The sequence below is a fragment of the Serratia rubidaea genome (genome assembly GCF_016026735.1).
GTDB lineage: Bacteria > Pseudomonadota > Gammaproteobacteria > Enterobacterales > Enterobacteriaceae > Serratia_B > Serratia_B rubidaea.
Window position 1 is genome coordinate 1187220 of the sequence record NZ_CP065640.1, and the last position, 25180, is coordinate 1212399.

At 61.2% G+C, this 25180-nt stretch carries 23 protein-coding genes; 15 read left to right on the forward strand and 8 right to left on the reverse strand.

Annotated elements, in window-relative coordinates:
* Positions 1–13: 13 nt before the first annotated feature.
* The 4 genes from hslO to I6G83_RS05575 all read left to right on the forward strand — a co-directional run bounded on the left by hslO (position 14) and on the right by I6G83_RS05575 (position 3725).
* The gene (hslO, locus tag I6G83_RS05560; RefSeq protein WP_054305076.1) at positions 14–895 is read left to right on the forward strand and encodes an Hsp33 family molecular chaperone HslO; all 882 of its coding nucleotides are present in this window, start codon (positions 14–16) and stop codon (positions 893–895) included.
* Between the two features lie 196 nt (positions 896–1091).
* A complete protein-coding gene (gene pckA / locus I6G83_RS05565) occupies positions 1092–2711 on the forward strand; it encodes a phosphoenolpyruvate carboxykinase (ATP) (RefSeq protein ID WP_062779279.1) in 1620 nt (539 codons plus the stop codon).
* Between the two features lie 274 nt (positions 2712–2985).
* Complete coding sequence (locus I6G83_RS05570) at positions 2986–3249, forward strand: FitA-like ribbon-helix-helix domain-containing protein (RefSeq protein ID WP_054305753.1); 264 nt, start codon at positions 2986–2988, stop codon at positions 3247–3249.
* Entirely contained in the window at positions 3246–3725 is a 480-nt protein-coding gene (locus I6G83_RS05575) for a type II toxin-antitoxin system VapC family toxin (RefSeq protein ID WP_054305752.1), read from the forward strand. The genes I6G83_RS05570 and I6G83_RS05575 overlap by 4 nt, the downstream gene beginning before the upstream one ends.
* 33 nt (positions 3726–3758) lie before the next feature.
* On the opposite strand, the gene envZ is transcribed toward I6G83_RS05575, so the two are convergent.
* Both envZ and ompR read right to left on the reverse strand, forming a co-directional pair.
* Positions 3759–5132: a two-component system sensor histidine kinase EnvZ gene (envZ, locus tag I6G83_RS05580; protein WP_015962213.1), complete on the reverse strand. Its 1374-nt coding sequence runs from the start codon at positions 5130–5132 to the stop codon at positions 3759–3761.
* Positions 5129–5848 (reverse strand): osmolarity response regulator transcription factor OmpR, encoded by a 720-nt coding sequence (gene ompR / locus I6G83_RS05585; RefSeq protein WP_004709363.1) that lies wholly within the window; start codon positions 5846–5848, stop codon positions 5129–5131. The genes envZ and ompR overlap by 4 nt, the downstream gene beginning before the upstream one ends.
* 290 nt (positions 5849–6138) lie before the next feature.
* Between ompR and greB the strand changes: the two genes are divergently transcribed.
* Together greB and I6G83_RS05595 are read left to right on the forward strand one after the other, a co-directional pair.
* Positions 6139–6612 (forward strand): transcription elongation factor GreB, encoded by a 474-nt coding sequence (gene greB / locus I6G83_RS05590; RefSeq protein ID WP_015962214.1) that lies wholly within the window; start codon positions 6139–6141, stop codon positions 6610–6612.
* A gap of 155 nt (positions 6613–6767) precedes the next feature.
* Positions 6768–9098 carry a Tex family protein gene (locus I6G83_RS05595; RefSeq protein WP_054305751.1) on the forward strand — a complete coding sequence of 777 codons (2331 nt, stop codon included), beginning with the start codon at positions 6768–6770 and terminating at the stop codon, positions 9096–9098.
* 147 nt (positions 9099–9245) lie between these two features.
* On the opposite strand, the gene I6G83_RS05600 is transcribed toward I6G83_RS05595, so the two are convergent.
* Entirely contained in the window at positions 9246–9527 is a 282-nt protein-coding gene (locus I6G83_RS05600) for a hypothetical protein (RefSeq protein ID WP_138111977.1), read from the reverse strand.
* A 156-nt stretch (positions 9528–9683) separates the two neighbouring features.
* Here I6G83_RS05600 and feoA point away from each other — a divergent pair, with 156 nt between their 5' ends.
* The 3 genes from feoA to I6G83_RS05615 are packed head-to-tail and all read left to right on the forward strand — an operon-like array spanning position 9684 to position 12509.
* Entirely contained in the window at positions 9684–9908 is a 225-nt protein-coding gene (gene feoA, locus I6G83_RS05605) for a ferrous iron transporter A (RefSeq protein WP_015962216.1), read from the forward strand.
* Positions 9909–9951: 43 nt separating this feature from the next.
* Positions 9952–12270 (forward strand): Fe(2+) transporter permease subunit FeoB, encoded by a 2319-nt coding sequence (feoB, locus tag I6G83_RS05610; RefSeq protein WP_054305750.1) that lies wholly within the window; start codon positions 9952–9954, stop codon positions 12268–12270.
* Positions 12270–12509: a FeoC-like transcriptional regulator gene (locus I6G83_RS05615; protein WP_054305749.1), complete on the forward strand. Its 240-nt coding sequence runs from the start codon at positions 12270–12272 to the stop codon at positions 12507–12509. Before feoB ends, I6G83_RS05615 begins: the two co-directional genes overlap by 1 nt.
* 38 nt (positions 12510–12547) lie before the next feature.
* Here the strand turns inward: I6G83_RS05615 and I6G83_RS05620 are convergent, their stop codons facing one another.
* Complete coding sequence (locus tag I6G83_RS05620) at positions 12548–12832, reverse strand: YdgH/BhsA/McbA-like domain containing protein (RefSeq protein ID WP_015962219.1); 285 nt, start codon at positions 12830–12832, stop codon at positions 12548–12550.
* 257 nt (positions 12833–13089) lie between these two features.
* A complete protein-coding gene (gene bioH / locus I6G83_RS05625) occupies positions 13090–13866 on the reverse strand; it encodes a pimeloyl-ACP methyl ester esterase BioH (protein ID WP_054305747.1) in 777 nt (258 codons plus the stop codon).
* A gap of 38 nt (positions 13867–13904) precedes the next feature.
* On the opposite strand from bioH, the gene gntX reads away from it, so the two are divergent.
* Positions 13905–14588 (forward strand): DNA utilization protein GntX, encoded by a 684-nt coding sequence (gntX, locus tag I6G83_RS05630; protein ID WP_054305746.1) that lies wholly within the window; start codon positions 13905–13907, stop codon positions 14586–14588.
* Between the two features lie 58 nt (positions 14589–14646).
* Positions 14647–15222 carry a Fe-S biogenesis protein NfuA gene (gene nfuA / locus I6G83_RS05635; RefSeq protein ID WP_015962222.1) on the forward strand — a complete coding sequence of 192 codons (576 nt, stop codon included), beginning with the start codon at positions 14647–14649 and terminating at the stop codon, positions 15220–15222.
* A 43-nt stretch (positions 15223–15265) separates the two neighbouring features.
* Here the strand turns inward: nfuA and malQ are convergent, their stop codons facing one another.
* Together malQ and malP are read right to left on the reverse strand one after the other, a co-directional pair.
* Complete coding sequence (gene malQ / locus I6G83_RS05640) at positions 15266–17353, reverse strand: 4-alpha-glucanotransferase (RefSeq protein ID WP_054305745.1); 2088 nt, start codon at positions 17351–17353, stop codon at positions 15266–15268.
* 10 nt (positions 17354–17363) lie between these two features.
* Complete coding sequence (malP, locus tag I6G83_RS05645; protein WP_054305744.1) at positions 17364–19769, reverse strand: maltodextrin phosphorylase; 2406 nt, start codon at positions 19767–19769, stop codon at positions 17364–17366.
* Positions 19770–20154: 385 nt separating this feature from the next.
* Between malP and malT the strand changes: the two genes are divergently transcribed.
* Complete coding sequence (gene malT, locus I6G83_RS05650) at positions 20155–22869, forward strand: HTH-type transcriptional regulator MalT (protein ID WP_054305743.1); 2715 nt, start codon at positions 20155–20157, stop codon at positions 22867–22869.
* A gap of 82 nt (positions 22870–22951) precedes the next feature.
* Entirely contained in the window at positions 22952–23281 is a 330-nt protein-coding gene (glpE, locus tag I6G83_RS05655; protein ID WP_015962226.1) for a thiosulfate sulfurtransferase GlpE, read from the forward strand.
* Here glpE and I6G83_RS23645 read toward each other — a convergent pair.
* A complete protein-coding gene (locus tag I6G83_RS23645; protein ID WP_255265502.1) occupies positions 23278–23412 on the reverse strand; it encodes a hypothetical protein in 135 nt (44 codons plus the stop codon). The genes glpE and I6G83_RS23645 overlap by 4 nt on opposite strands.
* 22 nt (positions 23413–23434) lie before the next feature.
* Here I6G83_RS23645 and glpG point away from each other — a divergent pair, with 22 nt between their 5' ends.
* Together glpG and I6G83_RS05665 are read left to right on the forward strand one after the other, a co-directional pair.
* Positions 23435–24271, forward strand: a complete 837-nt coding sequence (gene glpG / locus I6G83_RS05660) for a rhomboid family intramembrane serine protease GlpG (protein WP_015962227.1) — start codon at positions 23435–23437, stop codon at positions 24269–24271.
* Between the two features lie 96 nt (positions 24272–24367).
* Entirely contained in the window at positions 24368–25126 is a 759-nt protein-coding gene (locus tag I6G83_RS05665; RefSeq protein ID WP_015962228.1) for a DeoR/GlpR family transcriptional regulator, read from the forward strand.
* Positions 25127–25180: the final 54 nt, after the last annotated feature.

Sequence of the window (25180 nt, forward strand, 5' to 3'; positions counted from 1 at the left end):
CAGAGAGAAAACTATGTCTAATCATGACCAATTACACCGTTACCTGTTCGAGAACTACGCGGTGCGCGGTGAGCTGGTTACCCTCAGCGACACCTACCGGCACATCCTGGACAACCACGACTACCCTGCCCCGGTGCAGGCGCTGCTGGGTGAAATGCTGGTTGCCACCAGCCTGCTGACGGCCACGCTGAAATTCAACGGCGACATTACCGTGCAGCTGCAGGGCGACGGCCCGCTGAAGCTGGCGGTGATCAACGGCAACAACCAGCAGGAAATGCGCGGCGTTGCGCGTCTGCAGGGCGATATTGCCGAAGGCAGCACGCTGCAGCAGATGATCGGCAACGGCGTGATGGTTATCACCATTACCCCGGCCGAAGGCGAGCGCTATCAGGGCGTCGTGGCGCTGGAAGGCGAAACGCTGGCCGAGTGCCTGGAAAATTACTTCCGCCAGTCGGAACAGCTGCCGACCCGCCTGTTTATCCGCACCGGCGAGGCCGACGGCCAACCGGCCGCCGGCGGTATGCTGCTGCAGGTGCTGCCGGCGCAGGATGAGCAAAACGCCGATGATTTCGATCATCTGGTGCAGTTGACCGCCACCATCAAGAACGAAGAGCTGTTCACCCTGCCGGCCAATGAGGTGCTGTACCGCCTGTACCATCAGGAAGAGGTGACGCTGTATGAACCGCAGCCGGTGGTGTTCCGCTGCACCTGCTCGCGCCAGCGCTGCGCCGACGCGCTGCTGACGCTGGACACTGACGAAGTGGCCACTATGCTCGAGCAGGACGGCAACATCGACATGCACTGCGATTATTGCGGCAGCCATTACGTGTTTGACGCGATGGACGTCGCCGCGCTGTACGCCGGTAATACCGGCGAAAGCAACCAGTTGCACTAAGGCTTACCCCATCCTGACGGGGCCGCTGCGGCCCCGTCAGCCCTTCCCGTTTGCACGTTTGCTTTTTTCCGTGTGCTATCTCTCAATTCGTAACTAAAGTTAGTTTAAAACGTTAAATATTTGATACCTGTCGCGGTTACGCACTAGTAAATACCTACAATTGGCCGCAAAAATGCTGTGACCAAGGAGTAGTGACATGTGTGCTAAAGGTATAACCCCTCAGGATCTTGCCGCCTATGGGATCCACGACGCCGGCGAGATCGTCTACAACCCAAGCTATGACCTCCTGTTTAAAGAAGAAACCGACCCTTCCTTAACGGGCTACGAGCGCGGTGTGGTGACTAACCTGGGTGCGGTAGCCGTCGATACCGGGATCTTTACCGGCCGTTCCCCGAAGGACAAATACATTGTCCGTGATGACGTTACCCGCGATACCGTGTGGTGGGCCGATCAGGGGAAAGGCAAAAATGACAACAAACCGCTCAGCCCGGAAGTCTGGGGCGAGCTGAAGCAGCTGGTGACCCAGCAACTCTCCGGTAAACGCCTGTTCGTGGTTGATACCTTTTGCGGCGCCAACGCCGACTCCCGTCTGAAAGTGCGCTTTATCACCGAAGTCGCCTGGCAGGCACACTTCGTGAAAAACATGTTTATCCGCCCGAGCGATGAAGAACTGGCAGAGTTTGAGCCGGACTTCGTGGTGATGAACGGCGCCAAATGCACCAATCCAAACTGGCAGCAGCAGGGCCTGAACTCGGAAAACTTCGTCGCCTTCAACCTGACGGAGCGCATGCAGCTGATCGGCGGCACCTGGTACGGCGGCGAAATGAAAAAGGGTATGTTCTCCATCATGAACTACCTGCTGCCGCTGAAGGGCATCGCCTCTATGCACTGCTCGGCCAACGTCGGCGAAAAAGGCGACGTGGCGGTCTTCTTCGGCCTGTCCGGCACCGGTAAGACCACGCTGTCCACCGACCCGAAACGCCAGCTGATCGGCGATGACGAACACGGCTGGGACGACGACGGCGTGTTCAACTTCGAAGGCGGCTGCTACGCCAAAACCATCAAGCTGTCCGAAGAAGCCGAACCGGATATCTACCACGCCATCAAGCGCGATGCGCTGCTGGAAAACGTCACCGTACTGGCCGACGGCAGCATCGATTTCAATGACGGTTCGAAAACCGAAAACACCCGCGTTTCCTACCCGATTTACCATATCCAGAACATCGTCAAGCCGGTGTCCAAAGCGGGCCACGCCACCAAGGTGATCTTCCTGACCGCCGACGCCTTTGGCGTGTTGCCGCCGGTGTCGCGCCTGACCGCCGACCAGACCCAGTACCATTTCCTGTCCGGCTTCACCGCCAAACTGGCTGGTACCGAGCGTGGTATCACCGAGCCGACGCCGACCTTCTCTTCCTGCTTCGGCGCCGCCTTCCTGTCGCTGCACCCGACACAGTACGCCGAAGTGCTGGTGAAACGCATGCAGGCCGCCGGCGCGCAGGCCTATCTGGTGAACACCGGCTGGAACGGCACCGGCAAACGTATCTCCATCAAGGATACGCGCGGCATTATCGACGCCATTCTCAGCGGCGAAATCGACCAGGCGGAAACCATTACCCTGCCGATCTTCGATCTGGCGGTGCCAACGGCGCTGCCTGGCGTAGACCCTGCCATCCTTGACCCGCGCGCCACCTACCAGAACGAAGCGCAGTGGGAAGAGAAAGCGCAGGATCTGGCGCAGCGCTTTATCACCAACTTTGATAAATACACCGATACGCCGGCCGGGGCAGCCCTGGTCAGCGCCGGTCCAAAACTGTAAGACTCTCTTTAGCTCATACTCAAGGCGCGGCTTCCGCGCCTCAGACTGCTGACAAAGCGTGTTATTAGGGAGAGCGTGACGATGGGGTCGTAGCGGCGCCAGCCGCCGGAGCGCCCCTCGTTACGCTAGGCCCGGGTATCTCGGGCTATCAGGCGATTTTGTCATCAACCTCAGGCGCGGCTTCCGCGCCTTTTTTTATGCGCGCCGGTTGTTTAATAAACAACCAAGTGAGACAATGACATCATTGCAATCATTGACAACAAAGGAGGGTTCAATGGCTACCATTACCGTCAGAAATCTTGACGACGAGGTCAAAGAGCTGTTGCGTATTTCGGCAGCTAAAAATGGTCATTCCATGGAAGAGGAGGCGCGCATGATCTTAAAACAGGCGCTAATGAAAAAGCCGGCGCGCTACGGGCTGGGCAGCTGGATGCATCAGCACTTCGCCGAATTCGGCGGCGTAGAACTGGCGATCCCGCCGCGCGATGTCGTGCCGCCGCGCCGTGTCACCTTCGACGATGATGACGACCAGGCATGATTATTCTCGATACCAACGTGATCTCAGAGACGCTGCGCCCTAAACCGCATTACAACGTCATCAGTTGGCTGAACGAAAAAGACAATAGCGAGCTGTACCTCAGCGCCATCGTCGTCGCCGAACTGTTTAGCGGCATAGCCTGCATGCCGGACGGCAAACGCCAGCAGGCGCTAAGGCTCAGGCTGGCGGAGGCGATTCAGATTAACTTTGATGAGCAGATTTTGCCGTTTGACGCCCTGTGCGCCATGCAATACGCGGAACTGATGGGCAGGAACCAGCGCCAGGGCACGCCGATGAGCGCGCCGGACGCGCAGATCGCCGCCACCTGTCTGCAGTACGGCGCCACGCTGGCCACGCGCAATACCAAAGATTTTCTCCACTGCGGCATCGAACTGATTGACCCCTGGCAGGTGCCTGCGGGGCAACGCCTGCATGAAGACGCGGCCGAATACTACGTGATGAGCCGGAAATCCTGAAGGGCGCCATGACGCGCCCTTGCACAGGATGGGTCAAGCCTTCTCTTTCGGCAGCCCGCCATTGCCGTTTGACGCATCGCGGGTAGCGATCGGCAGCGGAATGTAGGCGCGCATGCGCAAACCGCCGCGCTCGCTGACGCCAAACTCCAGCGCGCCGGCGTGGCCGTCAATAATGCGCTGCACAATCGCCAACCCCAGGCCGGTGCCGCTGGTGCTGCGCGCGCTGTCGCCGCGCACAAACGGCTGCAGCAGATGCTTCAGCTCTTCCGGTTTAATGCCCGGGCCGTCATCTTCCACCTGGAACCAGCCGCGCTGCAGCTCACTGCCGCTGCTGACCTTGATCCAGCCGTTGCCGTAACGCGCCGCGTTGACCACCATATTGACCACCGCACGCTTGATAGACAGCGGATGCACATTCATCAACAGCTCGCCCGGCGCCAGACTGGCGTCAATTTCCCGCTCATAGCCGCTTTCCGCCGCGATCACCTCGCCCAAAATGGCGTTGAGGTCGCACAGCTCCGTCTGCATCTCCTGGCCGGTACGCAGATAATCGATAAACTGTTCGATAATATCGTTACATTCTTCGATATCTTTATTGATCGACTCCGCCAGATAACCGTCCTCCGCGCCCATCATCTCCGTCGCCAGACGGATGCGCGTCAGCGGCGTACGCAAATCGTGGCTGACGCCGGCCATCAGCAAGGTGCGGTCGTCCGACAGTTGCTTGACGCCCGAGGTCATCTGATTAAACGCGCGCGTTACCGAACGCACTTCCGACGCGCCGTATTCACGCAGCGGCGGCGGAATATTGCCTTTGCCGACCTGCAGCGCCGCGTGCTCCAGCTCGACCAGCGGCCGGTTCTGAATACGGATAAACAGCCAGGCGCCGCCGATCGCCAGCAGCATGATCGCCAGCGTATAGCGGAACAGCGGTGAGAAATCGCCCTGATGAATCTCGGTCAGCGGCACGCGCACCCAGATATCCGGCGACAGCCAGGTCTTCAGCCAGACCACCGGCGTATTCTTGTTAACCTCGACGCGCACGTCGGTCGGGCCGCCCAGCTGGCGCGCCATCTGCTGGCTGAGGAACTCATAGTGCTGCGCCCAACGCAGCCCGCTCTCTTCCGCGGCGGCATTGGTATACAGCGAGATCCCCAGCTCACGGTAGATTTCCCGACGGAACGCCGGCGGCACTTCCAGCAACGTGCCGTCTTCCAGCTGCAGCCGATCGGTCATCAGCATACGCACTTCGTACGCCAGGACCTTATTAAACTGCTGCAAGCTGGGCAGGATGGCGAAGTTCAGCACCACCAGATAGGTCGTCACCAGGCTGACGAACAGCAAGGTGACGATCAATAACAGGGTTCGGGCAAACGAGCTACGCGGTGAAAAGCGCAATCGCCTCATGCCTTACTGCCGTCCGGTACAAAGACATAGCCCAGGCCCCAAACGGTCTGGATATAGCGAGGATGGGCGGGATCTTCTTCCACCATGCGGCGCAGACGCGAGATCTGCACGTCGATGGAACGCTCCATGGCGCTGTATTCACGGCCGCGCGCCAGGTTCATCAGCTTATCGCGCGACAGCGGTTCACGCGGGTGGCTAACCAGCGCCTTCAGCACCGCAAACTCACCGCTGGTCAGCGGCATCGGCTCGTCTTCGCGGAACATCTCGCGGGTGCCGAGGTTCAGCTTGAATTTGCCAAAGGCGATCACCGCCTCTTCCTGCGACGGCGCGCCCGGCAGTTCATTGGCCTGACGGCGCAGCACCGCGCGGATGCGCGCCAGCAGTTCACGCGGGTTGAACGGTTTTGGAATGTAATCATCGGCGCCGATTTCCAGCCCGACGATACGGTCCACTTCTTCGCCCTTGGCGGTCACCATGATGATCGGCATCGGGTTGCTCTGGCTGCGCAGGCGGCGGCAGATAGACAGACCGTCTTCTCCCGGCAGCATCAGGTCCAGCACCATCAGGTGGAACGATTCCCGCGTCAGCAGGCGGTCCATTTGTTCGGCGTTCGCCACGCTGCGCACCTGAAAGCCCTGCTCGGTTAAATAGCGTTCCAATAGCGCACGCAGACGCATGTCGTCATCAACGACCAGAATCTTATGATTCTCTTGCATTGTATTACTCCCAAAGGCTGTATTGCCTGATGCGAATATTGTTAAAAAACCCTGTCATCTCGGACAGCGATTAATGGTATACATTCTAGCCGAAATTGTTACAAAGCTTATTCTTTTGCCCATTTATCAACTGTTTTCGTCGCCCGGCCGGCGAGAAAAGCCCCTGCTCTCCGTTGCGATCCGCACGGCAGCGCAGCATATCACATTGCGATAAAATGCCCGTCATACACCGGGTTATGCGAAAATCCACGTGATAAAATCCCATGACCGATCCATTAAGGTGGATAACGATGAGAACTCAATTAATAACCCGCGAAGGTTATAACAAACTTAAACAAGAGCTGGATTACCTGTGGCGCGAAGAGCGGCCGGAGGTGACCAAGAAGGTCACCTGGGCGGCCAGCCTCGGCGATCGCAGTGAAAACGCCGACTATCAGTACAACAAGAAGCGGCTGCGGGAGATCGACCGCCGGGTACGCTACCTGACCAAATGCCTGGAGCAGCTGAAAATCGTCGACTACTCGCCGCAGCAGGAAGGCAAAGTCTTCTTCGGCGCCTGGGTTGAGGTGGAAAACGACGACGGCGACACCAAACGCTTCCGCATTGTGGGCTACGATGAGATTTTCGGCCGTAAAGACTATATCTCCATCGACGCGCCGATGGCGCGCGCCCTGCTGAAAAAAGAGGTCGGCGACGCCGTTACCGTCAACACGCCGCTCGGCGAAGCGCTGTGGTACGTCAATCAGATTGAATACGTTAAATAAATTTCAGCCTATTCCGAACCTTGCCTCACGCCAGTGCCGCCCTGCTCTACCGGCGCAGCGGCCGTGCCGCACAGGCCCGGCGCGCTGGCATTTTTCACCGGCAGTACGTATAACTGTCCCCTGTTTACTCACCGTTCCTAACAGATACCAGACTTATGAATGAGCCACTGAGCCGCATTATTGCAACAGAGCTGCAGGCGCGTCCGGAGCAAGTTGACTCCGCAATCCGCCTGCTGGATGAAGGTAATACCGTGCCGTTTATCGCACGCTATCGTAAGGAAGTCACCGGGGGCCTGGACGACACCCAACTGCGCCAGCTGGAAACCCGCCTGGGTTATCTGCGTGAACTGGAAGACCGCCGCCAGACCATCCTCAAATCCATTGAAGAACAGGGCAAGCTGAGCGACGAACTGGCGGGCGCGATCAACGCCACGCTGAGCAAAACCGAACTCGAAGACCTGTACCTGCCCTACAAGCCGAAGCGCCGCACCCGCGGCCAGATCGCCATTGAGGCCGGTCTGGAGCCGCTGGCCGATACGCTGTGGCAGGATCCGCAACAGCAGCCGGAACGGCTGGCGGAAAGCTTTGTCGACGCCGATAAAGGCGTGGCGGACGTAAAAGCGGCGCTGGACGGCGCACGCTACATCCTGATGGAGCGCTTTGCCGAAGACGCCGCGCTGCTGGCCAAAGTGCGTAACTACCTGTGGAAGAACGCCCATCTGGTGGCCAAAGTGGTGGAAGGCAAAGAAGAGGAAGGCGCAAAATTCCGCGACTACTTCGACCATCACGAACCTATCGCCCAGGTGCCATCGCACCGCGCGCTGGCGATGTTCCGCGGCCGCAACGAAGGCATCCTGCAGCTGTCGCTGAATGCCGACCCGCAGTTCGACGAAGCGCCGCGTGAAAGCCAGGCGGAACAGATCATCATCAGCCACCTGGACCTGCGGCTGAACAACGCGCCGGCGGACGCCTGGCGCAAAGCGGTGGTCAACTGGACCTGGCGCATCAAGGTGCTGCTGCACCTGGAAACCGAACTGATGGGCACGGTGCGCGAACGCGCCGAAGATGAAGCCATCAACGTGTTTGCCCGCAACCTGCACGATCTGCTGATGGCGGCGCCGGCCGGCATGCGCGCCACCATGGGGCTCGATCCGGGCCTGCGCACCGGGGTGAAAGTGGCGGTGGTCGACGCCACCGGCAAACTGGTGGCCACCGATACCGTTTACCCGCACACCGGTCAGGCCGCCAAGGCCGCCGCCGCAGTCGCCGCGCTGTGCACCAAACATAACGTCGAACTGGTGGCGATCGGCAACGGCACCGCCTCCCGTGAAACCGAGCGCTTCTTCGCCGAACTGCAAAAACAGTTCCCGGCGGTCAAGGCGCAGAAGGTAATCGTCAGCGAGGCCGGCGCATCGGTCTACTCCGCGTCCGAACTGGCGGCGCTGGAGTTCCCGAACCTCGACGTGTCGCTGCGCGGCGCGGTGTCCATCGCCCGTCGTCTGCAGGATCCGCTGGCGGAACTGGTGAAGATCGAGCCGAAATCCATCGGCGTCGGTCAGTATCAGCACGACGTCAGCCAAAGCCAGCTGGCGAAGAAGCTGGACTCGGTGGTTGAGGACTGCGTAAACGCCGTCGGCGTCGACCTGAACACCGCCTCGGTGCCGCTGCTGACCCGCGTCGCCGGCCTGACGCGCATCATGGCGCAGAACATCGTTAACTGGCGTGATGAAAACGGCCGCTTCAACAACCGCGCGCAGCTGCTGAAAGTCAGCCGCCTGGGGCCGAAAGCCTTTGAACAGTGCGCCGGCTTCCTGCGCATCAACCACGGCGACAACCCGCTGGACGCCTCGACCGTACACCCGGAAACCTATCCGGTGGTAGAGCGCATTCTGGCCGCCACCCAGCAGGCGCTGCAGGATCTGATGGGCAACCCGAGCGCGGTGCGCGGCCTGAAGGCCAGCGACTTTACCGACGAGCAGTTCGGCGTGCCGACCGTGACCGACATTCTGAAAGAGCTGGAGAAACCGGGCCGCGATCCGCGTCCCGAGTTCAAAACCGCCACCTTCGCCGACGGTGTGGAAACGCTGAACGACCTGCAGCCGGGGATGATCCTGGAAGGCTCGGTAACCAACGTGACCAACTTTGGCGCCTTCGTCGATATCGGCGTCCATCAGGATGGTCTGGTGCATATCTCTTCACTGGCCGACAAGTTCGTCGAAGATCCGCATACCGTGGTGAAAGCCGGCGATATCGTCAAGGTGAAGGTGATGGAAGTGGATCTGCAGCGTAAGCGCATTGCGCTGAGCATGCGTCTGGACGAGCAGCCGGGGGAAGGTTCGCCGCGCCGCGGCGGTTCCGCGCCGGCGCGCGATCGCGATAACGCATCGCGCCAGCAGGCTCAGCGTCCGAAAGCGCGCAACAACGCCCCGGCCGGCAACAGCGCCATGGGCGATGCGCTGGCGGCGGCCTTCGGCAAAAAACGCTAACCGTCGCAAGCTCTCAGGCGGAGCCGCCCGGCTCCGCCTGTTTTAAATCCGCATTTTTTTGACCTGCCGCAACCCCGGCGCTATTTTTTCACCGCTTGCTGCCGGCCGCTCTCTTTCGCTTCTTTGCGCAACGCAACGCGTTCTTATTCACACTTTTATTAACATTTCTCTTTCATAATGCTTATTTTCGCCCTGGTACAAGGCGTTAGCCGCGCGGGTGACGTCGGTCCGTGTTAATAATAATTTCACCGATGTAGCAAAAGCAGCGGAATATCTGCCGGCCAGGATCACGCCGTTCTCAAATAAGAAAAAACAGACGCCACTATTTAATAAATTTAACGAATTCTCCTCATTTGCCGCGCCGTTGGCTGAGTGATACAAGTACGGCATCGCGCAGGCGGCCGATAACGAATCGTTACCAATATCCACACAATTCGAATTGAATTAGAGAATGATTCTCACTATTATTCTTGTACGTGTTTATCCCTTGTCGGCAGCGACCTGAAGCAGTATCGGCAGCCGCCGCATACGATTCCGACGCGTTGGCGTCACGCCCTACGCGTCCAGAAAAATCAAGCAGGTCATATGCATCTACAGCCCAAACGCTCTTATAAGATCGCCGGTTTTTCTCCTGAAATCAGCCCGGCCTATCGACAAAAACTGTTATCGCTCGGCATGTTGCCCGGTTCGTCGTTCGACGTGATTCGCGTGGCCCCGCTCGGCGACCCTATAGAAATCAAAACCCGGCGCGTCAGCCTGGTATTGCGCAAAAAAGATCTCGCCCTGCTGGCGCTTGAAGCACAGCCGTAACGCCGGGCCGTCGTCGACACTCTTATGCGGCATGAAAATAACGATGAAAAAACTCACCATTGGCCTAATCGGCAATCCGAATTCAGGGAAAACCACGCTGTTTAATCAGCTTACCGGCGCCCGTCAGCGGGTCGGCAACTGGGCGGGGGTGACGGTGGAGCGTAAGGAAGGCCAGTTCGCCACGCCGCAGTCGCAGGTAACGCTGGTCGATCTGCCCGGTACTTACTCGCTGACCACCATCTCCGAACAGACCTCGCTGGATGAGCAGATCGCCTGCCATTACATTCTCAGCGGCGACGCCGACCTGCTGATCAACGTGGTCGACGCCTCCAACCTTGAACGCAACCTCTACCTGACGCTGCAGCTGCTGGAGCTGGGCATTCCCTGCATTCTGGCGCTGAACATGCTGGATATCGCCCGCAGCCAGCAGATCGCCATCGACGTCGCCGCCCTGTCGGCGCGCCTCGGCTGCCCGGTGGTGCCGATGGTCTCGACCAAAGCCGACGGCATCGGCGTGCTCAAGCAGATGATCGACAATCACCAGTGCAACCAGCTCACCGCGCTGGTCAACTATCCGCCGCTGCTGCTGCAGGAAGTCGACGCGCTCAGCGCCGCGATGCCCGAGACGCTGCCGGACGGCCAGCGCCGCTGGCTGGCGCTGCAGATGCTGGAGGGCGATATTTACAGCCACCAGTTGGCGGGCGACGCCGCCGCGCTGCTGCCGGCGGCCCGGCAGTCGCTGGAGCGGCAACAGCAGGAAGACCCGGCGCTGGTGATTGCCGATGCGCGCTACCAGTCCATCGCCGCCATCTGCGATAGCGTCAGCAATTCGCAGCAGGCGCGGCCAAACCGGCTGACCGACCTGCTGGATAAGGTGATCCTCAACCGCTGGCTGGGCGTGCCGATTTTTCTGCTGGTGATGTACCTGATGTTTCTGCTGGCCATCAATATCGGCGGCGCGCTGCAGCCGATTTTCGATCTCGGCTCGGCCGCCCTGTTTATTCAGGGCATTCAATGGCTCGGCTATACCCTGCACGCCCCGGAGTGGCTGACGGTCTTTCTGGCGCAGGGCGTCGGCGGCGGTATCAACACCGTGCTGCCGCTGGTGCCGCAGATCGGCATGATGTACCTGTTCCTGTCATTCCTTGAGGATTCAGGCTATATGGCGCGCGCCGCGTTCGTGATGGACCGGCTGATGCAGGCGTTGGGGCTGCCGGGCAAATCCTTTGTGCCGCTGATCGTCGGGTTTGGCTGCAACGTACCGTCGATTATGGGCACCCGCACCCTGGACGCGCAGCGCGAAAGGCTGATTACCATCATGATGGCGCCGTTTATGTCCTGCGGCGCCCGGCTGGCGATCTTTGCCGTGTTCGCCGCGGCGTTCTTCGGCCAGCACGGCGCCGGCGTGGTGTTCTCCCTGTATCTGCTGGGTATCCTGGTGGCGATCCTCACCGGCCTGGTGCTGAAATACACCATCATGCGCGGCGAAGCCTCGCCGTTCGTGATGGAGCTGCCGGTGTATCACGTGCCGCACCTGAAAAGCCTGCTGCTGCAAACCTGGCAGCGGCTGAAAGGCTTCGTACTGCGCGCCGGGAAGGTGATCGTCATCGCCAGCATTTTTATCGGCGGCCTGAACAGCTTCTCCTTCAGCGGCAAGCCGGTGGACAGCATCAATGATTCCGCGCTGGCCTCAGTCTCCAAGGTGCTGACGCCGCTGCTGCAGCCGATGGGCGTGCACAGCGACAACTGGCAGGCTACCGTCGGGCTGGTGACCGGCGCGATGGCCAAAGAGGTGGTGGTAGGGACGCTGAACACGCTGTACACCGCCGAACACATTACCAGCCAGGAATTTGACGCCGAAAGCTTCAACCTGCTGGATGAGCTGCAAGCGGCGCTGCAGGAAACCTGGCAGGGGCTGAAAGACACCTTCAGCCTCAGCGTGCTCTCCAACCCGATCGAGGCCAGCAAGGGCGACGGTGAAATGGGCGTCAGTTCAATGGGCACCATGAGCAGTAAGTTCGGCACGCCGGTTTCCGCCTACAGCTACCTGATCTTTGTGCTGTTGTACGTGCCGTGCGTCTCGGTGATGGGGGCCATCGCCCGTGAATCCAGCCGCGGCTGGATGACCTTCTCCATTCTGTGGGGGTTGAACATCGCCTATTCGCTGGCGACGCTGTTTTACCAGTTTGCCACCTTCAGCCAGCACCCGCAGTACAGCCTGCTGTGCATCGCGGCGGTGGTGGTGGTCAACCTGCTGGTGCTGATCGGCCTGCGCAAGGCCCGCAGCCGCGTGACCGTACGGCTGCGCAGCGGCGCTGCGGCAGGCGACTGCTGCCAGTCTTCACAGAAGGCATGCCACTGATGGCCAGCCTGCTGCAAGTGCGCGACGCGCTGGCGCTCTGCGGCAGCGCCCAGGCGCAGCAGCTCAGCCGGCAGCTGAACGCACCGCTGCCGCTGGTGCAGGCCATGCTGGATCGTCTGATTGCATTGGGGAAAGCGGAACGCCGCATTGTGGATGGCAGCGGCTGCCTGAGCGGCGCCTGTAAAAGCTGCCCGGAAGGGAAAGCCTGTACCACGGTGGTCTATCAACTGAAGGCGTAACGTCAGGGGCGCAGCCTGCGCCCCTGGTTAATCAGAGATTACTGTTTGTCTTTATACACATCGGCGATGGCGCTGAATTTACCGTGCTCGCGGCCCGCGATCACCACGTAATACTGTCCGCCCTTCTCATCAGCCAGTTTGGACAGCTTCTCTTTCGCGTCCATCGGCGAGGTGGTTTCCGCCGTGGTGCTCACCGTACCGATCTTCTCGTATTTTCCCGGATTTTTATCCAGATCTTCTTGCGTCAGCAGCGTGGCCGCCATGGTGCTGAAAGACACGGAACCCACAACCAGAGCAGCAACGATCATCTTCAATGATTTCATAACTCTACCTCTCAATGGATAATTTATACGTTATTCAGGTCGTCAAAAGTACATACGTTGTGACAACAGGCTGCCGCGACGCCCGGGGGTTCGCCATTTCCCTGACGTTCCCCCTCACCCAGAGACTGAGCGCCGCAGTAAAAGAACGGGTGCAGAGCGCTTCCATTTGCAGCCAACACATTGACTTATTCAGTATCGGACAGCTTGGTTTTTTAGCCAGTAATCGCCAAATTTTTTAACCGGGCGATTGCGGTGGATCAAAGTGCGCCGTCGCCGACAAAGCGCAGGATCAGCTCGGCAAACTCATCGGGATGCGAAATAAACGGCGCATGCGCCGCCTTGGCGACCACCACCGAGCGGGAGGCCGGCGCCAGTTCATCCACCAGCGTCGCCACCTTGCGCGGCACCAGCCCGTCCAGATAGCCGTAGATGCGCAGCATCGGGCTGCGCACCTCGGCCAGCCGGCGCCGCAAATCGGCGGTACGCAGAATATCCAGCCCGCCGTTCAACACCTCCACGCTCGGCATCGGCTGATTCAGCACCACCGACTTCAGGGTGCGGGCGTCCTGACGGGCGCTTTCGGTGCCCAGCGTCTGCAGCGCCAGAAAACGCTCCACGGTACGCTGAAAATCCTCGCTCAGCTGATGCTGGAAGCCGCTTAATATTTCGGGACGAATCCCCGGCCAGTCGTCACGGGCGGAGAAACACGGCGACGACGCGACGGTAATCAGGCCGTCGACCCGCTGCGGCTGCGTCAGGGCGATCTGGCTGGCAACCAGTCCGCCGAGCGACCAGCCAAGCCACCAGGCCTGCTGCGGCGCCTGCGCCAGCAGGATCTCCGCCATCTGCGCCAGCGTCAGCGCGCCAAAGCCCTGGCTGCGGCCATAGCCGGGCAGATCCACCAGATGCAGCCGGAAATGCGGCGCCAGTCGCGTCAGCGCGCAACCCCACACCTCGGCGTTCAGCCCCCAGCCGTGCAGCAGCACAAGATCGCGATCGCCTTCACCCATTGTTTGCCAGTACAACGCTGTCATCAGTTATTGTCCTTGTTTGACTCGTCACGGAGGACGCTATGCTAACAATCCGCAGCCGCTGTTGGCTATGCCGGCAGCCTTTATGCCTGGCCCAGCACGGCATCTGCAGCTACTGCCTGCGCCGGCTGCCCGCGCCGCCGACCTGCTGCCCGTGCTGCGGCCTGCCCGCCGGCGACAGCCGTTATCCCTGCGGCCGCTGCCTGCAAAAAATGCCGCCCTGGCGGCGGCTGGTGTTCGTCACCGACTATGTCAGCCCGCTGAGCCAGCTGGTCAAACGCCTCAAGTTTCAGCGGCGTCCGGAGCTGGCGCTGCTGCTGGCCAGGCTGCTTCTGCTGCGCTGGCTACAGCTGCGCCGAGAGCAATATCTGAACAGACCCGAGCTGATTTTAACGGTACCCTTACAGAAAATGCGTCGCTGGCGACGCGGCTATAATCAAAGCGAACTGCTGGCGACGCCGCTGGCCCGCTGGCTGGGCTGCGAGTATCGTCCGCGGGCGCTGCGGCGCATACGCGCCACCGCCGCACAGCAGCGCCTGACGGCACGGCAGCGCAGGCGCAACCTGCGCGGCGCCTTTCGCTGCGATGAGGATCTGGCCGGGCGGCACGTCGCCCTGTTGGATGATGTGGTGACCACCGGCAGCACGGCGGCGGAAATCGCCGCGCTGCTGCAGGCGCAGGGCGTCGCTTCATTGCAGATATGGTGTATTTGCCGCACATTGTAGTGCCGGAATAATGGGCGTATTATAACCTACTATAGAAGTCAACTATTGAGCTAATGCTATGATTCGTATAACAGATGCAGCACAGGAACATTTTACCAAACTGCTGGCAAATCAAGAAGAAGGCACCCAGATCCGCGTATTCGTGATCAACCCGGGTACGCCGACGGCCGAATGCGGCGTTTCTTATTGCCCGCCTGACGCGGTAGAAGCGACGGACACCGAACTGAAGTTCGACAAACTGTCGGCCTACGTTGATGAGATCAGCGCGCCGTTTCTGGAAGACGCTGAAATCGACTTCGTCACCGACCAGCTGGGCTCGCAGTTAACGTTGAAGGCGCCGAACGCCAAAATGCGTAAAGTGGACGACGATGCGCCGCTGCTGGAGCGCGTCGAGTACGTCCTGCAATCGCAAATCAACCCGCAGCTGGCCGGCCACGGCGGCCGCGTGACGCTGATGGAGATCACCGACGAAGGCTTCGCCATCCTGCAGTTCGGCGGCGGTTGCAACGGCTGCTCCATGGTCGACGTAACGCTGAAGGAAGGGATCGAAAAAGAGCTGCTGCAGAAGTTCCCGGAACTGAAGGGCGTGCGCGATCTGACCGAACACCAGCGCGGCGAGCACTCTTACTACTAAGCCTGCCGACACCATGCCGCCGCGGCGGCATGGTGATGAGCGCCTACCCCACCGAACCGTTGCGCCGCCGACGGTCCAGATCTTTTAGCAACAGCGTCACCCGCCGATCGGCAAACATCTCCTCCAGCGTCTGCGACAGCTTACGTCGCCAGTTCGGGTATTCCGTGCTGGTGCCCGGCACATTCACCGGCGTCGCCATATCCAGCCAGTCTTCCGGCTGCAGGCCGAGCAACGCGCTGGCGCTGTCCGCCACATAGCGCTGTAATCCCCGGTTCAGCAGCGGGCTCATCGCCAGACGCGCCGCCTTGCCGCCCACCTTCTGCGGCACGCAGCCGTAATGGTGCAACCCGTCCAGCAGCCCCTGCTTGGCCCGCTCGCGATCGGCGTACAGCTCCGCCAGCACCTCGGCGTCTGGGTACAGGCCGAGCGAGGCGCCCAGCCGTAAATCATCCCCCTGCCAGTAACCGCGCAGCGTCGGCAAATCATGGGTGGTGATGGTCGCCATCGCCTGCACCGGGTAGGCCTGCGGCGCGCGGAAACGGTTTTCATCATCCCGTTCGAAATACAGCACCTTGTAAGAGTACACGCCGCTGTCGCGCAGCTTGCTGACGATCTCCAGCGGCACCGTCCCCAAATCTTCGCCGATCACCATGCAGCGCTGACGCTGACTCTCCAGCGCCAGCACCGCCAGCAGATCGTCCACCGGGTATTTGACATAGGCGCCGCGGTCGGCGGTCGCGCCGGCGGGTATCCACCACAGACGCAGCAACGCCATCACATGGTCAATGCGCAGCGCGCCGCAGTCGGCCATATTGGCGCGCAGCAGGTCGATAAACGGCTGATAGCCGCGCGCCGCCATCACGTGCGGATCCATCGGCGGCAGCCCCCAGTTCTGCCCCAGCGGGCCGAGGATATCCGGCGGCGCGCCAACCGACGCCTGTAGGCAATACAGCTCGCGGTCGCACCAGGTTTCCGCCCCGCCCTGCGCCACGCCGACCGCCAGATCGCGATACAGGCCGATCGGCATCTGCTGCTGACGGCAGCAGGCAAAACAGTCGGCAAACTGCACCGCGGCCAGCCACTGCAGCCACAGGTAGAACTCCACCTCCTCCTGATGATCGCGGCAGAACGCCGCCGTCGCCTCGCCGTCGCTCTGGCGGTACGCCGACGGCCAGACCGGCCAGCCCCACAGCGCCGGATCCTGTTCGCACAGGTGGGCGTGCAGCGCGTCAAACACCGCCTGCTGATAAAGGCTGTCGCCGCTCTCGGCGACAAACAGACGCAGCGCGTGGCGCTGCGGGTCATCGGCCGCCCGCGTCTGGAACTGGCTGAAGGCCAGCCGCAGCCCCTGCAGCTTTAGCGCGGTCACCGCCGCATAGTCGACCCATTCGCTGTCGCGCGCCGCCGCCAGCCGCTTGCGGGTCGCCGCCTGACGCCACCAGCGCTGCGCCGCGGCGCTACGCTGGAAATCCTCCACGGCGTTGACGTCGATATACAGCACGTTCAGCCAGCGTCGCGACGACGGGCTGTACGGGCTGGCGCTGTCCGGGTCCGCCGGATAGAGCGCATGAATCGGGTTAAGCCCGACGAACGCGCCGCCGCGTTCGCCCACCTCCGCCACCATCCTCCGCAGGTCGCCGAAATCGCCGATGCCCCAGTTGCTGTCGGAGCGCAGCGTATACAGCTGCACGCAGGCCCCCCACAGCTTTTTGCCGGTCAGCAGCGCGTCCGGCTCATAACAGCGTCGGGGGGCAATAATCAGCCGGCACTGCCAGCTCTGCTGCTGCTGCGTCAGGCGCAGCTGGTGATAGCCGAGCGGCAGTTCGCCGGCGGGTAAGGTGAACGTCTTGCCGGCGCCGGCGCGCCCCTGCAGCCGGCCGCCGTCTTCGCGGATCAATTCCCAGCCATACTCGCCGCTGCCCGCCAGCGGCAGGACAATCGGCTGACGCTGGAAAAACACTTTTACCGGCGGCAGCGGCGCGGCGTCGGCCGACGCCGCCTTGCTGTTCATCGCCGCCAGCAAGGCGCGCTTGCTCTCCGGCGTGATAGCCTGCTGCTGGCCATGGGCATTGACATAGTCGGCCATAATGCCCGCCTGAGCCGCCGCCTGGTCGATGCTGTTACGATCCATTCGCTCTCCTTTAACGCCGGGTTTGCCAGATACGCTGCTGATAATCGCGGATCGAACGATCCGAGCTGAACATGCCGACGCGCGCCGTATTGAGAATGGCGCTGCGCGTCCACGCCTCTGCATCGCGATACAGCCGGTCGGCGCGCTGCTGCGCCTGGCAATAGTCGGCGAAGTCCGCCAGCACCAGATAAGGGTCGCCGCCGGCCTGCAGGCTGTGCAGCATCATGTCAAACGCCTGCGGGTCGCCGTGGCTCAGCGCGCCGCTTTCCAGCTCGGCGAGAACCGCATCCAGCTGCGCATCCTGCTGCCGGTAACGCAGCGGGTCGTAACCGCCGGCCTGCAGCGCCTTCACCTGTTCGACCGTGTTGCCGAAGATAAAGATATTGTCCGCGCCGACCTGTTCGGCAATCTCCACGTTGGCGCCGTCCAGCGTGCCGATGGTCAGCGCGCCGTTCAGCGCCAGCTTCATATTGCCGGTGCCAGAGGCCTCTTTGCCCGCGGTGGAGATCTGCTCGGAAAGATCCGCCGCCGGGATCATCAGCTCCGCCACGGAGACGCGATAGTCCGGGATAAATACCACCTTCAGACGATCTTTCACCCGCGGATCGTTGTTGATCTTCTCCGCCGCCTGATTGATCGCATAGATGATGTTTTTCGCCAGGTAGTAGCCCGGCGCGGCCTTGGCGCCGAACAGGAACACGCGCGGCGCGATGTCCAGATTCGGGTTATCGCGCAGTTGGCGATACAGCGACAGAATATGCAGCAGGTTCAGATGCTGACGTTTATATTCGTGCAGCCGTTTGATCTGCACGTCGAAAATCGCGTCCGGGTCCAGTTTCAGCCCCATCACGCCGTGCACATAGTTGGCCAGCGCGACTTTGTTATCGCGTTTGATCTGCCGGTACTGCTGGCGGAACGACGCATCGTCAGCGTATTGCTCCAGCCCCTGCAGCGCGTCGAGGTCATTTGCCCACTCCACCTGCAGCCGGCTGTCAATCAGCGCCGACAGCGCCGGATTACACTGCTTCAGCCAGCGGCGCGGCGTAATGCCGTTGGTGACGTTATGGAATTTTTGCGGCCACAGGCGGTGATACTCCGGGAACAGATCCTTAACCACCAAATCCGAGTGCAGCTGCGCCACGCCGTTGACCGCAAAGCCGCTGACCACGCACAGGTTGGCCATACGCACCTGCCGGTCGTAGTGCACCGCCAGCTTGGCCCACACCGCCTCGTTCTGCGGCCAGTGCTGCTCCACCAACTGGCGGAAGTTGGCGTTGATCCGCATGATGATCGAGAAGTGGCGCGGCAGCAGGCTGCGCACCAGCTCTTCATCCCAGCACTCCAGCGCCTCCGGCATCAGCGTATGGTTGGTATAGGCGAAAGTGTTGCTGGTGATGCGCCAGGCGTCATCCCACTCCAGCTGGTGTTCGTCCAGCAGAATGCGCAGCATTTCCGGGATGGCGATGGTCGGGTGAGTATCGTTGAGCTGAATCACCTCATAGTCCGCCAGCTCCTCAATACGGCGGCCGGCCAGATGGTGTTTCCGCAGAATATCCGCCACCGAGCAGGCGCACTGGAAATACTGCTGCATCAGGCGCAGGCGTTTACCCGCCTGATGGTTATCATTCGGGTACAGCACCTTGGTCAGACTGGCGGCGTCTACCCCCTGCTGCTCCGCCAGCAGGAAGTCGCCGTCGTTAAACGCGCCCAGATCGAACGGCTGCGCATGCGTGGCCTGCCACAAGCGCAGCGGCTGGCTGACGCCGTTGCGGTAGCCCACCACCGGCAGATCCCAGGCTTCGCCGCGCAGCACCTGCGCCGGTCGCCACAGCTCGCGGCCGTCCGCCAGGGTTTCCAGCTCGCCGCCGATGCCGACCTCCACCGCCAGCGCGGCATTGTGACGGAACCACGGATAGCTCTCGCGCTGCCAGTCGTCCGGCGCTTCCTGCTGCTGCCCGTCGCGGAACGACTGGCGGAACAGCCCGTACTGATAGTTCAGCCCGTACCCGGTCGCCGGCTGCCCCACCGTCGCCATCGAATCGAGGAAGCAGGCGGCCAGCCGCCCCAGCCCGCCGTTGCCCAGCGCCGGATCGGTTTCCTGCTCCAGCACGTCCGCCAGCTGGACGCCCTGCTCCGCCAGCACCGCCGCTACTTCGTCATACCAGCCCAGGTTGATCAGGTTATTGGCCGTCAGCCGGCCAATCAGAAATTCCATCGAAATGTAGTTCACATGACGCTGTGCGCTGTCCTGCCGCACGGGGGCGGGCTGCGCCGCCAGCTGTTCCGCCAGCGCGCCGCTGACCGCCTGCCACCACTGGTGCGGCGTCATCTGCTGGGCGGAACTCAGTCCGAAGTGCTGCCACTGGCGGGTCAGTGCCGCCAGAAAAACGTCCTTTTTAAGCGTAGGCTGTGACATAGGAGGCTCTCTATCCGATAAGTAAGTCAATGTCGGCTATCCTGCCGGGCGGAGAAAATCGGAACATCCTCCCGCCCGGGGATTAGCTGGGGAGGAGGATTGGGGCGTAGCTGAAAATGTGATCTGCGGCACTCTGCCTGACGTCAAAGAGGATGAAAAACGCTGACGCCGAGATGTAAAAAAGTGTGATCGACTGCAACTTACCGCCAAGTCAAAACGGAAGCTTGTTGCATTACGCTTATCGTTGGCAGAAGTTAAACGGGGTGATTAATTACGCGCTATAAAATAATTAATCGTCTCTCCAATCCCGGCGGGCACAACGCGTTTCAACGGCCCCTGCGGGCAGGTTTCGGCGGCAGGAACCGCGCTTTATATCTGGACGACTATGCTGATCCCATCAAAACTGAGCCGCCCGGTACGGCTGCAAAATACCGTGGTACGCGATCGCCTGCTGACGAAACTGGCCGGCGCGGCAAACTATCGCCTGACGCTGGTCAACAGCCCGGCCGGCTACGGGAAAACCACCCTGATCGCCCAGTGGGCGGCGGATAAAGCCGAGCTGGGCTGGTATTCGCTGGATGAGAGCGATAACCAGCCGGAACGCTTCGCCAGCTACCTGATCGCCGCGCTACAGCAGGCGACCGGCGGGCAGTGCGTCAAGAGCGAGGCCCTCAGCCAAAAGCATCAGTACGCCAGCCTGTCCGCGCTGTTTGGCCAGCTGTTTATCGAACTGGCGGACTGGCACCAGCCGCTGTACATGGTGATTGACGATTACCACCTGATCACCAACGACGTCATCCATGAAGCCATGCGCTTTTTCCTGCGCCATCAGCCCGAAAACCTGACGCTGATCCTGCTGTCCCGCACGCTGCCGCCGCTGGGGATCGCCAACCTGCGCGTGCGCGACCAGCTGCTGGAGCTGGGCAGCCAACAGCTGGCGTTCAATCATCTGGAAGCCAAGCAGTTCTTTGACTGTCGTCTGCCGGCGCCGCTGGCGCAGCAGGACAGCAGCCGCCTGTGCGACGAGGTTGCCGGCTGGGCCACCGCGCTGCAGCTGATCGCCCTGTCGGCCCGCCAGTCCAGCGCCTCGGCGCAACAGTCGGCGAAGCGGCTGGCCGGGCTGAACGCCAGCCATCTGGCCGACTATCTGGTGGACGAGGTGCTGGATCACGTCGACGCCGGCGCGCGCGCCTTCCTGCTGCGCTGCTCGGTGCTGCGCTCCATGAACGACGCGCTGATCGTGCGCCTGACCGGCGAAGACAACGGCCAGCAGCGGCTGGAGGAGCTGGAGCGGCAGGGCATGTTTATCCACCGCATGGACGATACCGGCGAGTGGTTTAACTTCCACCCGCTGTTTGCCTCTTTCCTGCGCCAGCGCTGCCAGTGGGAGCTGGCGCTGGAGCTGCCGGGGCTGCACCGCGCCGCCGCCGAAGGCTGGCTGGCGCTCGGCTACCCGGCCGAAGCCATTCACCACGCGCTGGCGGCCAACGACGTCAGCATGCTGCGCGACATTTTGCTGCAGCACGCCTGGTCGCTGTTCCATCACAGCGAGCTGGCGCTGCTGGAAGAGTGCCTGAACGCCCTGCCTTACGATCGCCTGATCCAGAACCCCAAGCTGGCGCTGCTGCAGGCCTGGCTGGCGCAGAGCCAGCACCGCTATATCGAGGTCAACACCCAGCTGGAGCGGGCCGAACAGGCGATGCGCGACCAGCAGATCGCCGTTGACGCGACGCTGCGCGCCGAGTTTGATGCGCTGCGGGCGCAGGTGGCGATCAACGCCGGCAAGCCGGAAGAGGCGGAGCGGCTGGCGATGCAGGCGCTGAAGCACCTGCCGCTATCCAGTTACTACAGCCGTATCGTCGCCACCTCGGTCACCGGCGAAATCCACCACTGTAAAGGCGAGCTGACGCGCGCCCTGCCGATGATGCAGCAGACCGAACAGATGGCCCGTCGCCATCAGACCTATCATTACGCGCTGTGGGCGCTGCTGCAGCAGAGCGAAATTCTGATCGCCCAGGGATTCCTGCAGGCGGCGTACGAAACCCAGGACAAAGCGTTCGAACTGATCCGCGAACAGCATCTGGAGCAGCTGCCGATGCATGAGTTCCTGCTGCGCATCCGGGCGCAGATCCTGTGGTCGTGGTCGCGGCTGGACGAAGCGGAAGACACCGCCAGGCTGGGCCTGACGGTGCTGGCCAACTACCAGCCCCAGCAGCAGCTGCAGTGTCTCGCCATGCTGGCGAAGTGTTCACTGGCGCGCGGCGATTTGGATAACGCCCACGCCTACCTGCAGCGCTGCGAAACCCTGCAGCACGGCGCGCAGTACCACCGCGACTGGCTGACCAACGCCGACAAACCGCGGGTTATCCACTGGCAGATGACCGGTGACGTCACCGCCGCCGCGCGCTGGCTGAGCCATACCGAAAAGCCCGCCATGGCGGACAACCACTTCACCCAGGGGCAATGGCGCAATATCGCCCGGGTGCAGATCCTGCTCGGCCGCTATCAGGAAGCCGAAGTGGTGCTGGACGAGCTGAACGACAACGCCCGCCGGCTGCGCCTGACCAGCGATCTCAACCGCAATCTGCTGCTGAGCAACCAGCTGTACTGGCAGACCGAGCGTAAAAGCGACGCCCAGCGCGTGCTGATTGAAGCGCTGACGCTGGCCAACCGCACCGGCTTTATCAGCCACTTTGTGATTGAGGGCGAAGCCATGGCGCAGCAGCTGCGCCAGCTGATACAGCTCAACACGCTGCCGGAGCTGGAACAGCACCGCGCCCAGCGCATCCTGCGCGATATCAACCAGCATCACCGGCATAAGTTCGCGCATTTTGACGAGAACTTCGTCGATAAGCTGCTGACGCACCCGCAGGTGCCCGAACTTATCCGCACCAGCCCGCTCACCCAGCGCGAATGGCAGGTGCTCGGACTGATTTACTCCGGTTACAGCAACGACCAGATCGCCGGCGAGCTGGCGGTGGCGGCCACCACCATCAAGACGCACATCCGCAACCTGTATCAGAAGCTGGGGGTCGCCCACCGGCAGGAGGCGGTGCAGCAGGCGCAGCGGCTGTTGCAGATGATGGGCTACGGCGCATAAAGACACAGTATTGCTCTGGTCTTTATGCGCGCGGAATTGGTTACAATAGCGGCGTCCCCTAATTACGAGGCAATTGGAAGTCATGGAACAGTTTGAAGCGATCAACGTTGAGCAGGCGCACGGCCGCTGGCAAGACGGCAGCGCGGCGTTGGTCGATATCCGCGATCCGCAAAGTTTCGCCGCCGGGCATACGCCGGGCGCATTTCACCTCACCAACGCCACGCTGCAAACCTTTATGCAGCAAAACGATTTCGATCGTCCGGTGATGGTGATGTGCTACCACGGCAACAGCAGCCGCGGCGCCGCGCAGTACCTGCTGAATCAAGGCTTTGACGCGGTGTACAGCATCGACGGCGGCTTTGAGGCCTGGCTGCGTCAATACCCGCAGGACGTGGAAAGCAGCGCCGACTAATCCCCAGGGCGCGTCGCGCCCTGTTCTTCCCCCGCTGTCCGCACGATTTTCCACAGGTCGGTGCTGCGACGTCGGTTTTCAACGTTATAATCAGCCATCGCCGGCAGCTGCAGCGGCCACAACGCATCCACGCAAGACGGAAACTCCCTACTTATGATTAGAGTGATCGCCGTATCCAACCCACGCCTGGCTCTGGCGTTTGTCGACTATATGGCAACGCAGGGCATTACGCTGGAACTGCGCCACGGCCAGGACGCCGCGGAGATCTGGCTGGCGGATGAACAGCGGCTGGAACAGGTGCAACACGAACTGCAGCAGTTTATGCGCGACCCGCTCAACCGCCGCTATCAGGCCGCCAGCTGGCAGACCGGCGGCACCGCCGCCGAACTGCACTACCCGCACGACTCCTACCTGCAGATTATTCGCAGCAAGGCCGGCCCGCTGACGCTGAGCGTGATGGCGCTGTGCATTCTGGTGTATGTCCTGATGCAGGTCATCGGCGACGACAGCGTGATGTACTGGCTTTCCTGGCCGCAGAACGGCGAACAATATACTCAGCTGTGGCGCTGGATCAGCCACGCGTTTCTGCACTTCTCACTGCTGCATATCGCCTTTAACCTGCTCTGGTGGTGGTACCTCGGCGGGCCGATGGAAAAACGCCTCGGCGCCGGTAAACTGTTTGTGCTGGCGGTGGTGTCGGCCTTCTTCAGCGGCTGGGCACAATCGCTGTTCAGCGGCGCGCTGTTTGGCGGCCTGTCCGGCGTGGTGTATGCGCTGATGGGCTACAGCTGGCTCAGCGGTGAGCGGGCGCCGGAGCGCGGGCTGATGCTGCCGCGCGGCCTGATGGTATTTTCCGTGCTGTGGCTGGTCGCCGGCTACTTCGATATTTTAGGAATGTCGATCGCCAACGCGGCACACGTGGCCGGTTTAGTGTTAGGGTTGCTGATGGCATTTTGGGACACGCGTCATCGCGCGCATAACGAACAATAACGCTCAATAAGACTATACCTTTACAGATCAAAAGATTACGGGTAGAAATTCGGCAAACTGCACCCGACGGGTATATCGGCGTATTAGGGGATTACCGTGAAACAAACACAGCGTCATGACGCAATTATCGAGCTGGTCCGTCTGCAAGGTTACGTCAGCACTGAAGAACTGGTGGAACATTTTGACGTCAGCCCGCAAACGATTCGCCGCGATCTGAACGACCTGGCCGATCAAAATAAAATTCAGCGCCACCACGGCGGCGCCGCGCTGCCATCCAGCTCGGTGAACACCGCCTACCATGACCGTAAGGTGATGTGGTCAGAGGAAAAAGACCGCATCGCCCAGCGCGTCGCCAGCCAGATCCCGGACGGCGCCACCCTGTTTATCGATATCGGCACCACGCCGGAAGCCGTGGCGCACGCGCTGATGAACCATAAAAACCTGCGCGTCGTCACCAACAACCTGAACGTCGCCACCCTGCTCACCGCCAAAGAGGATTTTCGTCTGATTCTGGCCGGCGGCGAGGTGCGTACCCGCGACGGCGGCATTATGGGCGAAGCAACGCTGGACTTTATCTCACAGTTCCGCCTCGATTACGGCATTCTCGGCATCAGCGGCATTGATATGGACGGCTCGCTGCTCGAATTCGACTACCATGAGGTGCGCACCAAGCGCGCCATTATTGAAAACTCACGCTGCGTGATGCTGGTTACCGACCACTCCAAATTCGGCCGCAACGCGATGGTCAACCTGGGCAATATGAATCTGATCGACTACCTGTTCACCGACCAGCTGCCGCCGCCCGGGGTAATGAAAATTATCGAGCAGTACGACGTACAGCTGGAGCTGTGCTGATTCTTCTGCCCCGCTTTTAACCTCCCCCTTCCGCCCGGAAGGGGGCCTGCGCAA